Origin of the sequence: Acinetobacter sp. YH01005, assembly GCF_013420465.1 — a bacterium.
GTDB lineage: Bacteria > Pseudomonadota > Gammaproteobacteria > Pseudomonadales > Moraxellaceae > Acinetobacter > Acinetobacter amyesii.
Map to the genome: position 1 here is coordinate 1 of NZ_VOYA01000013.1, position 14,157 is coordinate 14,157.

General features: G+C 42.0%; 14 protein-coding genes and 2 tRNA genes. 7 read left to right on the top strand and 9 right to left on the bottom strand.

Annotated features, from left to right (window positions below; all coding sequences use genetic code 11):
• Nucleotides 1–187: 187 nt before the first annotated feature.
• Genes FTT72_RS10355 through FTT72_RS10365 form a run of 3 tightly spaced genes read right to left on the bottom strand, consistent with a single transcriptional unit; the run spans nt 188 to nt 2,224 of the window.
• Entirely contained in the window at nt 188–580 is a 393-nt protein-coding gene (locus FTT72_RS10355; protein WP_168378990.1) for a hypothetical protein, read from the bottom strand.
• A gap of 39 nt (nt 581–619) precedes the next feature.
• A complete protein-coding gene (locus FTT72_RS10360) occupies nt 620–1,246 on the bottom strand; it encodes a DUF1294 domain-containing protein (RefSeq protein WP_180022370.1) in 627 nt (208 codons plus the stop codon).
• A 27-nt stretch (nt 1,247–1,273) separates the two neighbouring features.
• A complete protein-coding gene (locus tag FTT72_RS10365) occupies nt 1,274–2,224 on the bottom strand; it encodes a homoserine kinase (protein WP_111884520.1) in 951 nt (316 codons plus the stop codon).
• A gap of 110 nt (nt 2,225–2,334) precedes the next feature.
• Between FTT72_RS10365 and hisF the strand changes: the two genes are divergently transcribed.
• The gene (hisF, locus tag FTT72_RS10370) at nt 2,335–3,096 is read left to right on the top strand and encodes an imidazole glycerol phosphate synthase subunit HisF (protein WP_320109244.1); all 762 of its coding nucleotides are present in this window, start codon (nt 2,335–2,337) and stop codon (nt 3,094–3,096) included.
• 375 nt (nt 3,097–3,471) lie between these two features.
• Here hisF and FTT72_RS10375 read toward each other — a convergent pair whose 3' ends face one another.
• A complete protein-coding gene (locus tag FTT72_RS10375) occupies nt 3,472–4,092 on the bottom strand; it encodes a hypothetical protein (protein WP_180178322.1) in 621 nt (206 codons plus the stop codon).
• A gap of 111 nt (nt 4,093–4,203) precedes the next feature.
• Between FTT72_RS10375 and FTT72_RS10380 the strand changes: the two genes are divergently transcribed.
• Nucleotides 4,204–5,214 carry an AraC family transcriptional regulator gene (locus tag FTT72_RS10380; protein WP_180178323.1) on the top strand — a complete coding sequence of 337 codons (1,011 nt, stop codon included), beginning with the start codon at nt 4,204–4,206 and terminating at the stop codon, nt 5,212–5,214.
• Nucleotides 5,215–5,379: 165 nt separating this feature from the next.
• On the top strand, nt 5,380–6,066 hold the full coding sequence (gene aqpZ / locus FTT72_RS10385; RefSeq protein WP_180178324.1) for an aquaporin Z: 687 nt from the start codon (nt 5,380–5,382) through the stop codon (nt 6,064–6,066).
• Between the two features lie 97 nt (nt 6,067–6,163).
• Here the strand turns inward: aqpZ and FTT72_RS10390 are convergent, their stop codons facing one another.
• Nucleotides 6,164–6,412, bottom strand: a complete 249-nt coding sequence (locus tag FTT72_RS10390) for a hypothetical protein (protein WP_180110436.1) — start codon at nt 6,410–6,412, stop codon at nt 6,164–6,166.
• 117 nt (nt 6,413–6,529) lie between these two features.
• On the bottom strand, nt 6,530–7,618 hold the full coding sequence (locus tag FTT72_RS10395) for a DNA/RNA non-specific endonuclease (protein WP_180178325.1): 1,089 nt from the start codon (nt 7,616–7,618) through the stop codon (nt 6,530–6,532).
• 263 nt (nt 7,619–7,881) lie between these two features.
• Between FTT72_RS10395 and FTT72_RS10400 the strand changes: the two genes are divergently transcribed.
• Nucleotides 7,882–8,598: a hypothetical protein gene (locus FTT72_RS10400; RefSeq protein WP_180178326.1), complete on the top strand. Its 717-nt coding sequence runs from the start codon at nt 7,882–7,884 to the stop codon at nt 8,596–8,598.
• A gap of 202 nt (nt 8,599–8,800) precedes the next feature.
• On the opposite strand, the gene FTT72_RS10405 is transcribed toward FTT72_RS10400, so the two are convergent.
• Nucleotides 8,801–10,681, bottom strand: a complete 1,881-nt coding sequence (locus FTT72_RS10405; RefSeq protein WP_078193161.1) for a potassium transporter Kup — start codon at nt 10,679–10,681, stop codon at nt 8,801–8,803.
• Nucleotides 10,682–10,804: 123 nt separating this feature from the next.
• On the opposite strand from FTT72_RS10405, the gene FTT72_RS10410 reads away from it, so the two are divergent.
• The 3 genes from FTT72_RS10410 (at nt 10,805) to FTT72_RS10420 (ending at nt 11,816) form a co-directional block, all read left to right on the top strand.
• A tRNA-Ser gene (locus FTT72_RS10410) sits at nt 10,805–10,895 on the top strand.
• Nucleotides 10,896–11,323: 428 nt separating this feature from the next.
• Nucleotides 11,324–11,551 carry a hypothetical protein gene (locus FTT72_RS10415; RefSeq protein ID WP_078190515.1) on the top strand — a complete coding sequence of 76 codons (228 nt, stop codon included), beginning with the start codon at nt 11,324–11,326 and terminating at the stop codon, nt 11,549–11,551.
• Nucleotides 11,552–11,740: 189 nt separating this feature from the next.
• Nucleotides 11,741–11,816: transfer RNA gene (locus FTT72_RS10420), tRNA-Thr, on the top strand.
• A 51-nt stretch (nt 11,817–11,867) separates the two neighbouring features.
• Here FTT72_RS10420 and FTT72_RS10425 read toward each other — a convergent pair.
• Nucleotides 11,868–12,695 carry a cyclopropane-fatty-acyl-phospholipid synthase family protein gene (locus FTT72_RS10425; protein WP_180178327.1) on the bottom strand — a complete coding sequence of 276 codons (828 nt, stop codon included), beginning with the start codon at nt 12,693–12,695 and terminating at the stop codon, nt 11,868–11,870.
• Nucleotide 12,696: 1 nt separating this feature from the next.
• The gene (locus FTT72_RS10430) at nt 12,697–13,995 is read right to left on the bottom strand and encodes an FAD-dependent oxidoreductase (RefSeq protein ID WP_180178328.1); all 1,299 of its coding nucleotides are present in this window, start codon (nt 13,993–13,995) and stop codon (nt 12,697–12,699) included.
• Between the last annotated feature and the right edge of the window lie 162 nt (nt 13,996–14,157).

The following is a 14,157-nucleotide window of genomic DNA, read 5'->3' on the forward strand; positions in this document are numbered from 1 at the left end:
CTCATGAAATACGGTATTCTGATGTGACAAAACCTGAATCCTGGTCGTTAAAGTGTTTGTTTGCACTCATATTTTAACTGTTAGGACTCAGGTTTTTTTATTTAAAGCAAACTATGGGACAGCAGTGACCCATTAGGTCGCTTTTTTGATGCCAAGATTTTTTATGCTAAAAATCTTTAAACTCGCATTACTCATACATCGGTCGGTTGTCATTGACACGGATTAAACCTTTAATCGCGCGGTACACAATCCATAACCAAGACAGTCCGATTACCGTGACGCAGAAGGTACTCGCTCCCAGTGCTACACCTGCAAAAGCATTGGCATTATTGCCGGTAAAGAACAGAAAAATAAAAGGCACGAAAGCAATGATGTTCCAAATGAGATACCACCAAAACGTGCGAATCTGCCAAGTGAAATGGCTTTCAAAAATCGTGCCGCGCACATCACTGCGTTTGACGTAATTGATAATCAACGCGAGGACCGCAAGCAAGCCGGCAGAAAAAATCGCCACAATATAAAGAATATACAAAATAATCGTGAGCAGGCGGTTTGGATCTTTATCAATGGAATAATTCATTTCGCTCTCCGTCATGATGATTTTGCGGATCATTCCACCCTAGATATGCAGGATATTAAATGGTGAAATCAGCCATAAAATCAGTAATATGTTAAAGGCTATAGTACAGAAATATATTTTTCGAAATGGTTGTTTTTGTGTTTTATGCCGCAAACGTTGCTGAGCCAGCCATGCCGCCGGCCACCCACCTAAAAAAGACAAAAGATGCAGTGTATTTTCTGGCACGCGTCGGTTCCCCATTTGCGCAGCTTCTTTATCTTGAGCGTAGAACCAATAGGTCAGGACATTGATAATACTCACAAAAAGCAGCACCATGCCACTGAGTAAACCCGCCACAGACAAACCCGCCAAGGCGAGGATATAAATGATGCACAAGATTTGCATCGGCTCTGCCTGACGCGGCATCTGCACCACATTTTTTTTATTAGGGCGTTGTGTAGCTTTGGTTTGTGAGGCTTTTAAATAATGCACTTGCTGTGCACGAAAGCGTCCGCGTTCGTCTAAGATCACAGCATAATCCAACGCGCAGCCCACGATTGGTCGTGGGCCGGGACGGGAAAAATCTTTAATGTGCAAAAATACGCGATCTTTGGTGCTATCGTTCGGTTGAATGAAGCCATAGCCCTTGTCATCAAACCATTCTACTAAGCGTCCTTGATCACGCATGCTTTTCCCCCTCGTTGTTTTTAAAATTTATGCAGTGACGAATTTTAATCGTTCAATCAGCATATTACGCATTTCAGCAGGGTTTTTCTGCAAAATATCATCCCCTGTACGGCCTTCTGCCGCATTTTTCTGTGCCACCTGTAAACGCATCATCCAGAAGCGACCCGCCGCCATTGCCAAATATAACTCTAGGCATGATTTTTCATCTGCGGTTAATGGACGCACGCTTTCATAGGCATTTAAAAAGGCAATGGCTTTGTCTTCATTCAAATGTACATCCGGATATTCAGTACAAAAGTCATTTAAAGTAATAGCAATATCAAACAAGAGTTCGTCTTTATTTAACTCATAAAAGTCTAAAATGCCGTTGAGTTGATCGCCTTCAAATAGAGTATTGTCACGGAACAGATCAGAATGAATAAAACCGGTAGGACGGTCTGGATACATCGCCGTTAAGATGTCATATAAGCCCAACAGATTGTTAAGTAACGTGGTATCTGCTTCATTTAATGTTGGACGAATATCACGTGAAACTTGTAACCAATAAGCATGATCACGATATTCTGCACGTTCCAAAGGGAAATCTTGTAAAGCCACATGCATTTTCGCTTGGGCTACAGCAATCGCTTCTGCTTGCGCTAAGCTCGCAGGCATGGGATGTTGACCTTGCATGCGTGGCGCAATCTGTGCAGGTTTATCCTTTAAGCTATGAATCGCTTTACCCGAATGATTCAGCGGTACAGGCACAGCTAGACCAGCCTGCCCCAAATGTTCAAGTACAGGGACCAGTTCCCCTGCACCTTGCTCGTCCATCTCTTCAAAAACAGTTAATACATACTGCGTGCCATTTTCGCAAACAATAAAATAGTTGGTATTTTGAATACCGCCTTGAATCGGAATCAGGTCAATCACCTCCAGTCCATAAGGTGCTGCAAAATCCTGAACTTCCTTTAAAGTCAAAGTGGTATAAACCGACATAGAAAACCTGCGAAAAAACTTACATATTTTTGATAGAATAACCGCTCCGACTACTAAGGTGTAGCATCTAAGTCGCGAAGTTTCATAATCGGCTGTTATTTTTGGAAAAAATTATGCTTGCTAAACGTATTATTCCTTGCCTCGACGTGGACAACGGTCGTGTAGTGAAAGGTGTTCAATTTCTTGATATTCGTGATGCAGGCGATCCAGTTGAAGTTGCACGCCGTTATAACGAACAAGGTGCGGACGAAATTACCTTCTTAGACATTACCGCAACCTCAAATGGTCGTGATACCACTTACCGTACGGTAGAGCGTATGGCTGAGTCTGTATTTGTGCCATTAACAGTCGGTGGTGGCGTGCGTAAAGTAGAAGATATCCGCCTGTTATTAAATGCGGGTGCGGACAAAGTTTCGATTAACTCTGCGGCTATTTATAACCCTGAATTTGTACAAGAAGCCTCTCAGCGTTTTGGCGCACAGTGTATTGTGGTTGCTATTGATGCGAAAAAAACTGGCGACAATAAATGGGAAATTTTCACCCACGGTGGTCGTAAAGAAACCGGTATCGATGCCATCGAATGGGCAGTAAAAATGGCGGACTTCGGTGCAGGTGAATTACTTATCACCTCGATGGATGCCGATGGAACCAAAGCCGGTTATGACATTGAACTGATGCGTAATATCAATGACCGTGTGACCATTCCAACCATTGCTTCTGGTGGTGTCGGTAATCTACAACATTTGGCCGATGGTATTTTAAAAGGCGGTGCAGATGCGGTGCTTGCAGCCTCTATTTTCCACTTTGGTCAACACACCATTCCTGAAGCGAAAAAATATCTAGCAGAACAAGGCATTGAAATGCGTCTTTAATGGGCTTGTTTTCAATGAAGATTGAAAAAGAGCGATGATTCGCTCTTTTTTTTGCTTTGGTGTTTTTGATGCAACGCCATTGATTTGTAGCAGAGCATCGCCCATGCAATTGATTTACTATAGACATAAAAAAAGGAGCCTTGTCGGCTCCTATAAACCAAGAAAAACTACAGCACTTGGTCTGATACTTAAAACAAATGAAAAAATATACATAGCAACTTCATCAATCAACTCGTCGTGTACAAGCCTTTTGATGATTTAAATATAGGGCATTTACACTGTATTTGATTGACAGTAGATTCATAATTTATTGACAAATTGCGACAGCTCAAATGGGTAGCAACGCTCGTTGTCAAAACGCACAGTGCATTCATATTAGACCGTTTCAAGAAGTGCAACTGGCTTTTCACGCTCAGCGACCCACTTTGCAGGAAATACCCGATTGACCCAGTGTGACAATGGTTTCGCAATCGCTGTCGGTAGTAACACACCCAATGGGTTCTGTTCCTGTAATTTTGCCGAGGAGATCACCCGCGTCCCTAAAATATAATCAAACCACGGCTTAGTCACACACCAATTGGCATCCTGATTTGAGTTCATATGGTGGTCATAGTGCCATGGAATCTTTTTCATCGCCCACTCTGGCTCAAGATGTGCGCGACGATGGATATAATAATAATTCCCTGCGCAATACAGCACCGACAAACTTATTCCTTTGGAAATGGGATAAAACAGCGGGACAAATACAGCTGAAACTGCCACCAGTGACAATATTTCATTTTTCGTGCGCCAGTTCTGTACACCTTCAACATAACCATGATCATGAAAATCTGTTTTTCGAATTTCACGATGATGTTCCCAATGTGATTTCATGCTTTTCGGTACTGGACTAAAACGTGGCTTGCCTGACCGATGCGTCCCATGCAAAACATATTTATGTGCGAACCATTCAAAGGCATTGGCGACGACCAACCCTGCAATAAAACCTTTTAACATGACCAATATCTCCTTTTCTTAGCTCCACTATAGGTAATGAAAAGAGCTAGATATTGACCGTTTTTTTTAATATTATTGACAAAACACGACAAAATTTAGAATTAAAAAAATATGCAACAACTCAAGGACTATACAGGATCGGTCTATGGAGGACTGGGCCATTTGCTCTATGCTTATCACCAAGCCCAAGGCATTGCTATTCCTGAAAAACTGAATAAAGTTCAAAACTTAGAACGTTTTGATTATGCCGTTTGGCGTGATTTATTGATGGATTTGGATCAAAAGATCCAAAAGCCAGCGCTGGGTTTAGAAATTGCAGAACATGTGCAACCCAAACATATTGGCATCATTGCGTATATTGCCCTGTCCTGTGAAAACTTAGGCGAAGCGCTGCTCCGCTACCATGATTTTCATCGCTTAATCTTCGATGGTAGTCCATTGCTGATTGATATTCAAAATGATTTTTTCTCGATCGGTTGGAATGATTTACCCATGAATATGGCCAATCAATTGACCGATGAAATTGCGATTGCCTTAATGCTGCAGTTTCTAAAATTATTCATGCGTTTTGAAGATATCAATTTACACGAAGTGCATTTTCATAATCCTGCACCGAAAAATGTCGCTCAGTATGAACAATATTTTCGCTGTAAAGTTCGATTTTCCCAAGAAAAGTCGAAGGTTATTATTCCCATTCAAGAACTGTCTCGCCCCTTTTCCCAAGGCGATCAGACCTTACAAAAACTGTTAATGCAACAGGCACAGTCTTTATTGGAAAAGCTGCCGAATACCACGCAAATCGACCAACGCTTACAGCAAGCCATCTTAATGGGTTTACAAAAAAATCAGTTCCAAATTGAACATGTCGCTAATCAACTGAATCTGTCCGTCCGACAATTACAACGCCATTTACAACAACAAGGCAGCACCTATCAGCAACGCATGCAGGAGGTCCGCTGTATGATGGCTGAAGAATTTTTAAGAGACCCACATTTAAGTTTGCAGGAAATTGCGCTACTGCTGGGTTATTCAGAACAGAGTGCATTTCAACGTGCTTTTAAACAATGGCGAAATTTAACCCCACAGCAATGGCGCTTATCGCAAATTGAAGCAGCAAGTTAAAATGTGACGCAGTTATCATTTTATATATTGTGATTTTCAGCAAAATCCATTAAAGCTATGCATATTCAATAAATGAATAAAACAACACTTCACAACTATATTGCACTCATGCTGAGTGAAAGATTGAAAATCTATTCCAAATGACAAAAACAAATGGAATTTTAAATGAATAAATATTTAGCAGAACTGATCGGTACGTTTTGGCTGGTCTTTGGTGGTTGTGGTAGTGCGGTCTTGGCTGCGGCCTTTCCTGAACTTGGCATTGGCTTCGCAGGCGTGGCACTGGCCTTCGGTTTAACCGTATTAACGGCTGCTTATGCGCTGGGTCATATCTCAGGGGGACATTTTAACCCTGCCGTGAGTATCGGCTTGTGGGCCGGTGGTCGTTTTGAAGCGAAAGAACTAGCACCCTATATTATTTCTCAATTGCTGGGTGCAACCCTCGCCGCATTTATTCTATTCATCATTGTACAAGGTCAGGCCGGATTTACCGGTGTCGGCGGTTTTGCCACCAATGGCTATGGTGAATTATCTCCGGGCAAATACTCAATACTCTCAGCATTAATCATTGAAATTGTGCTGACGGCTGGCTTTCTGATTGTGATCATGGGAGCAACGGATAAACGTGCTCCTGCCGGATTTGCCCCAATTGCGATTGGTCTTGCGCTTACATTGATCCATCTCATCAGCATTCCCGTCACCAATACTTCGGTCAACCCAGCTCGTAGTATGGGTGTGGCATTCTTTGCTGAAACTGCTGCACTTTCACAAGTTTGGCTGTTTTGGGTAGCCCCTATCATTGGCGCGGTGATTGGTGCTGTCATCTATAAACTGATGACAAAAGATGCATAAATAGAAAAATACGCCACAAAAAAAGCTCACAATCTGTGAGCTTTTTTCATTCATCCCGAATTGAGTTTTGCTTCCTTCGACAGCCGGTGAAACAACATTAAAGAAATGGATTTTCCACTTCGTTTTCTTCACCGCCCTGCACTATTTTTTCAGCTAAGTTGGTATCCGCCTCAAGCGTTGTCACCACATCATTGAAAAATGCCTGTAAAGCTTTCGCTGCAGCTAAACCCGCTTGGTCTTTCGTCACCTGTAAGTTGCCATAAATATTAATTCGATCTTGGCCATTTTCTAGTGTTAAGTCATGAATTGCATGCGACGCAGTGTCATTTTCAAATGCTTTGAACATGATGGATATCCTTCTTTTTTGTTGTAGTGATGCAGCAATAGAAATACGTGAAAAAGATTTCAACTGCAAGCAATGATCTTCTTCATCACTCGCCGTTCAGCGCTATTATCTGCTCGATTATTTCAAAATCTGTATCAGATATTGCAGAATTTCTTCAATCAATTGTTTGACCAAGGCATCTTGATTGTTGTCATTTCCACTGCTTGCCGTGGATGACTCGCCCACAGAACCACCACTCGATTTAAAGTCTTTTTGCAAGCTTAAAATCTTGTCTTCTGCGACATCTGCAGCACACTGGCTTTCAGCATCCCAATGCAAATAAGCGATATCTTGATTTGCTTTTACTTGGGTGGCTTTGAGTGGCAAACGGTAGGTATTACGCTTTTGGTCTTCAGTTAATTCTGGAAAGAAATTAATTCCAGTCAGTTCTTCTAGCGCACAAATACTCATGACTTTGACTGTCGGTGCCGTATCACGCAAGGTATTGTCCGCATAGTACACGCCTGCAACACCTTTTTTCGGCAAATAGATCGCCTTATAAGTAGCGGTCGGCACGATGACCCCTTGCCCGATGGTTTTTAATTTTTTCGCACTATATACCGGCCCCGTTACCACATAGACATCTTGCTTTTGTTTGGTCACTATCGCCCGTGTGGCTTCTTCTAACTCACGCCACACTTGCTGATTATTTTTTGGAGCTTGCGGCACCATATTGGCCAAAGAAAAACTATCTAACTGCGCAGCTTTATTGGGCATATCGGCATTTGGCGCCATGTGTCCACGGTCATAGCCTGAAGATTTATAGTCTGAAAGCAAAGCCCGATATTCAGACGGCACGCGAGTCTCTTCATGAAAGTTATCTTCACGCGGAATTTTTTGACTCAGTCGTGCGGGGGTTAATGCTTCTGCAACCCAAAGCGGTGTCTTGGATATCCCCGAATACATGACATTAAAGCCATTAAAACACAGTGGAAAACTGTTTTTATGTAGGCTTTCACGGACCAAATAAGGTGGCACTTCACGATAAAATTGGTCCAAACAGGCGCTATTTGAAGTGCTGCTCATAGAAACAAGTTGTTGAATTTTTTCTTGCCCGAAAGCAATAGCAAAGCTTCCTGTTGCCACCAGACCCAACAGCACTTTTATGCCATTTTGCCCAAATAACTGTGAAAGCGGATTTGCTGAATTGCGTTTCTTTTTGACCATGACTTACAACAATGACTTCTAAAAGGACTATTTTTCCGCAGCTTAGCAAGGGTGCAAATTTTAGTACACTTTTCTTTTTTAATTTGCTTAACAATCACACAAATATTGTTTAACAAAGCAGCAGTTGATGTAACTTTATGTCGCAGTTGTGCAGTTCTTTATAGGAGGTCATGAAGCAGTTGCGTATGTTTCATTGAATTCGCCTCAAGAATTATGACAAGGTAAAAATACGAAAAATTGCGATAAAAATATACGGAGTGATTATGCATTCTAAAATTTTAGGTTTAGGTTTAATTTCAGGTTTAATGAGCGCAGCAGCATTTGCAGAGCCGCCGATTCAACCCGGTGATACATTAGAAAGCTTATCTAAAGTCAAATTTGTGACCACCGTGAATGGTCAACCTGGTTCCATTCAGGACTTAGTTTCAAGTGGCCAAGTTCAATTGGTTGAAGCTCCTGCCGGACAAGTCAATGCCGCTGCAACAGAACAGCCCTTAAACCCTGAACAGGCTCAGGCAAACCAAATCGATCCGAATGCCCCTGCAGTCCCTGCAAATGCTGAACAAGCAGTAACTGAAGCGGAAAATGCACTCGCAAATGAACAGCAAAGTGTAGCTGCTGCACCTACAGAGCAGTCCGTTCCAACTGAACAAACAGCAGTGGCCAATACACCTGAAGCCGCGGTAACTGAAGCACCTGTGGAAACAGCACAGCAAGCACCTGAAGCCGTATCAGCGGATAACAACGCTGCACCCGTCATTGCCTCTTCTGCAGAAGCGCCAGTCAATGCCGATAGTGCATTGGCTGCATTGCCTGAAGCTCCTCAAGGACAACAAGATGCTTTTATGGCAGCACCTGAGACTCAAAGTGTAAATCCTGCAGATGCATCAATTCAAGCCAACCCAGAAGCACCTGTTGCTGACGAAGCCATCCAAGCTGCGCCTGAAGCCTCTGCAGATGTAGACGCGACAATCAACTAATCAGCGTATTTTCAAGGATGAAATAACGCAACATCTTCATTCTGTTGCTTTGCTCGCATACTCCTCCCAGGAAAAAGCAACAGAATGATCTCTATGTCTTTGGACTAAAAAAATTCAATTATTACAGATAAAAAAAGCCAGAATTGATCTGGCTTTTTCATGTTTAACTTTTAAATCTATGCCTAAAAGTTCAATCTACGTCTTAAATTTCAATCTGACTGCCCAACTCAACCACACGGTTGGTTGGAATTTGATAAAAATCGCTGACTGGACTGGTATTTCGCTGCATAGAGATAAACAGCTTTTCTCGCCAAGGTGCCATTCCTTCACCCAATGTATGAATAATACGGTCTCTGGAAATAAAGAAACTGATTTGCATTAAATCAAATTCAAAGCCCAATTCACGATACGCATGCTCCAAAGCGGCAGGAATATTCGGCTGATCTTTAAACCCATAAAACATCGTGATTCGATAGAATCGATCATCTAGTTTTTCCGTGATCACCCGCTCATTTTCGGGTACAAATGGCACATCTCGGGTGTTGACCGTAACCATAATATTGCGTTCATGCAGAACTTTGTTGTGCTTAATATTATGCAACATGGCATGAGGCACGATCTCAGGCGTTCCTGTCAAGAATACGGCATCACCTGGAACAAACTTGGTTTCACTACCCATGCTGACACTGCGAATAAACAGGTCAATAGGCAAAGCATCTTTACCGAGCCGATTGAGCACCAATGCCCGTCCATCTTTCCACGTCATTAAAATCGTAAACAATACCGCACCAATCAGGATTGGAACCCAACCGCCCGCTGCAATTTTTAATGATGTCGATGCAACAAAGATCAAATCAATCAATAAAAATGGCACTGCAAATATTGCCACTTTCCAAACCGGCCAACGCCATAAACCATAAGCCAAAACTGAGATCAAAATCGTACCGCAGAGCATGGTCATGGTCACAGCTACGCCGTACGCACTGGCCAAGTTCGCACTGTTTTCAAACAGCAAGATCAAGATCAGCACCGAGATAAACAATGCCCAGTTAATAAATGGTAAATAAATCTGACCACGTTCAACTTCAGAGGTATGTTTCACTGTCAAACGCGGCAAATAACGCAATTGAATCGCCTGATTGACCATAGAGAATACCCCTGTGATCACCGCTTGAGAGGCAATCACCGCGGCCGCTGTCGCCAAAGCAATCATTGGATACAATGCCCATTCAGGGATCAGCATATAAAATGGATTGGCTAAAGCTTCAGGATTACGCAGTAGCAAGGCACCTTGGCCTGCATAGTTCAACAGCAAGCACGGCATGACCACAATAAACCATGCCAAGCGGATTGGGAGTCGGCCAAAATGCCCCATATCGGCATAGATTGCCTCACCACCTGTCATCGTCAAGATGACCGCACCCATGGTCAAGAATGCAACATAAGGCTGCTGAACCACAAAATTGAAGGCCCAATGTGGACTGATCATGGTCAACACAAATGGCGTTTGCGAAATACTCCATAGTCCAAAACCGCCAATGGATAAAAACCACATGAGCGTCAAGGGACCAAAGAACTTACCCATTGTTCCTGTGCCATGGCGTTGCACTAAAAATAGCCCCGCCAAAATACCAATCGATAAGGGTTGCAGCCATTGGTTAAACATCGGCGTCGCAATACTTAAACCTTCAATCGCAGATAACACGGAGATTGCGGGGGTAATGATCCCATCACCAAAGAACAAAGATGCCCCAATAAAGCCAAGGGCAATCAGGTAAATTTTTTTGTTTTCGGCAATTCGTGTGGTTCGTAGATTCAAGGCCAACAGCGACATAATACCGCCCTCGCCATTGTTATCTGCACGCATGATGATGCTGACGTATTTAAAACTAATCGTCAGCATGATGCACCAGAAAATCAGGGACAGAATACCCAGCACAGACGCTTCGCTAATCGCCAAATGTGCTGTGAGGAAACATTGGCGCAGCGCATATAATGGGCTCGTCCCAATGTCTCCGAATACTACGCCCAAAGCTGCCAAGGTGATGGCAGGCAATGCGGCTTTTTGTGCAGTACTTTGCATATAATTGTCTTCAATTTAGACAGGATTTTTGCGAATCATAGCACCGCTCAAGATGTTTTTGTCTAATTCAATTGTTTCTCTTGGCAGAATATATTTTTTTCGCTATTATCCCACCGCGCAAAAGGTGAAGTGTCCGAGTGGCTGAAGGAGCACGCCTGGAAAGTGTGTAAACGTTTATAGCGTTTCGAGGGTTCGAATCCCTCTTTCACCGCCAGAACAAACTGCAATGCCAAGCAGAATGAAGGTCTAAATTGATAAAATTTAGGCCTTTTTTAATTTTATTGTTCTCAATATTAAATATTCCCCTAATTGATCTTCTATTTGTTTAGCTCAATAACTTCACAGTATTTAAGTCCTGATTGATGGATTTAAATCACACGTTTTTTTCCTAATGCACGACTTATGGATTTTTTATTGGCAGTAAGAAAGACACGTTTATTTACAAATACAAATTTTATATTCTAAAGACAATTACTTAAGCCTATGCTAAAAATAAATCATCCTCTCAATATAGGTGCTATTCAAAAAATTATTCATTAATTTAAACATCATAGAACTGAAACGCGATTGCGGTACTTTTAACTTGATCAACGAAAAACTTAAAAAACACCTTTCATATATCACTGCTATTCGGGAGAGAACATGAATAACAGCCAGAATTATGTTAAGCAGATCAAGAACGCCAAACGTGGTGGCTATACCCCAACCCTTGCCAAAGACATCAATAAACATAAAATTCAAAAAGCACAGCGTCTGATTGACGAATGGCGAAAGCTCGCCAATGAACTCCGCCCGCAAATGCAACTGGAGATGGCATATACACTTGAAGAATGCGCACAGGATCTAGACCAAATTTTAAGAATGAAATAGCACACAACGTGCATCCATCCTATTTTTTCGCCCACATCTTGTGGGCGAAACATTGCCTAATTTTATTTCTCTGGTTTTAGAGCCAAACATCGGTTGAATGCTGAATAAATCAAACGTATAAATTACATTCGATTTGCTGTTTTTTTAACTTGCACCACTTCAAAAAATCTGTAGAATGCATTCCACAACGCCGGCATAGCTCAGTTGGTAGAGCAACTGACTTGTAATCAGTAGGTCCACAGTTCGAATCCGTGTGCCGGCACCATTTCTTAGCCTCGCTTTTTAGTGAGGCTTTGATGTTTTTAGAGCCACTCTTTTATGGCTTCCTCGCGCTAATCTGCACATAACGAATCAGCCCGTCTCGATACAACTTTTCGCACAATTTTGCCGTCATCTTGATTTTGAATTGATCCACATGACTCAGGCTCGTCTGACTTTTTTGTTCTTGAATATAATCGGCAAAACCCTGAAATACGAATTCGCTGATATCTTCAATCTGGATATTTTCGAAACCTGCCTGTTGCACTTGGTGTTGTAAATTTTGCTTTGAATTTAAATTTTTCAAATTCACATCTGCTGCTTTCAACAGACTTTGATATTGCAGTCGCTGTAATGAATTTAAATTCAAAAACGTATCGGACAACATTAAATAGTGAAAAGCAAAGCGTCCTTTTGAATTCAAAACATTAACAACTGATAAAAGCAATAAATTCAAATCACTATGATACGCAGCATCAATACACAGCACTGCATCCATAGCGTTTTGTGGATAAATATTTTTTAAATTCAAAAATGAATCTTGTTGTATTTTGATTTTTGAATTTAAATTTTTTTGGATTTTTTCCACACATTCGGTTTGCAATTCGACTGCGGATAAGTTTTGAATTTGAAAATGTTCCATCCAAAAAACCAAGCTCGCGCCCTGCCCACAACCAAGGTCTAAAACACGATCTGTAGATGTTAATTGAATGGATTCGGCAAGATATAAAGCGAGTTTTTGACAGGCTGCAGGATAGGATGATTTTGCATCATCCCAATAGCCCAAATTGCTCCAAGCAAGCTCCGCATCATCTCCGAGTAATCGACTGTTAATCGCATATTTATGGCTAGGGATGTGCTGACGAATTGCTTGAAGCCATTTCATGTTAGTAACCGAGTTGAGGGGCAACCTCCACTTTAGGTTTTAAACCTACAAACGGCAATGGTGCACCAAAAATTTCTGCAATATGCATAGCAGACGTTACCGCAGACTCTAAAATCGGCAGACCGTCACAAGACCATGAGCCACAGAAGAAGACTTTACGCTCAGGGGATAAATGTCGTTGCTGTAACTCTTTATTCAGCGCCACGGTATGTGAATCCACCACTGCACGTGTCAAACTGACCGAAGAGATCACTTTTTTAGGATCAATCGGTGTCACTGGCTGCCAGGTTTGGAACACAGGGGTTTTACCCACCAAGCTCGGCTCGATTGAGTTGAGCCATACGGTAAATTGCTGACGGGTAAATTTACGATCCATCATATAACTTAGTACAGACCAATCTTTACGCTTCGGTGGCATCACGGTTTGATCAGTGTGGATCACCAACTGACCTTGCTCAAATTTAAATTTCTTTAAGAGCTCAATATCGTCAGCAAACTGGGTTGAATCTAAAAATTTTTCAGTTTTGGTGGTTGGTGTCGCAACTACCACACGATCGAATAGATGATGTGCTCCGGCCTCAGTTTCCACCAAGACTTTATCGTCTTGCTCGTGCACTTTGGTAATTGCCGTACCACTTTGAATATTTAAACCTTCAATCAGTTTATCAACCAACGCAGGTGTACCACCTTGGATACGCAGCAAGGCATCGCCATTGGTCAATTGACGCAAGAAAATCAACAGCGGTTTAGCAGGCCATTCGCCAATCGTTTTCGGGTTACAGGTGCAAATGGTATACAACACTGGCATGACCGCACCATGCCAAAATACTTCTTCAATTTCATTTTTATTAATGAACTCGGCAAGCGTGATGTCCTGATTTTTTGATTTAAAAAATCGAGTGATCGCGGCTTTGAGTTGCAACATTCCTTTGACTAAACGCCAGCCATATTGTTGTAAGCCTTTACGGTTATTAATAATTGGGAAATTACCAATACGGCTACGACTGGTGGTCAACCACGTTTCTGTACGATCTTCAAATAGCCAACTGCATGCCATATAGGTACGGACGGGGAAGGTTTTAATCCCTAAATGGGTCGCCAAACTTAAGGTATTTTTCCAGAGGTGTGGATTCATCACACGCAAAGGGGCATCGATCAAGCCGCCTTCAAACTCAGTGCTGTGGCTATCCATACCACGACCAGGCAGAGCTTCGAAAATTGTAATGTTATGCCCTGCGTCTTTAAGAATTCTTGCGGTAGCCAGCCCAGCCATGCCACTACCGATGACTGCAATTTCCAATTTTCTTTTCCATCTATAAAACACAGTTTAAAAGTATGACTGATCAGAAGTTAAAAATAGCTATTAAAAAATACCAGATTCGCACTTTTTGTATGGATTTCAGTACAGCCGTTTTTAAGTTAAATTTACAAATATTTACAGTCAAAAAGCACACAATTTAAG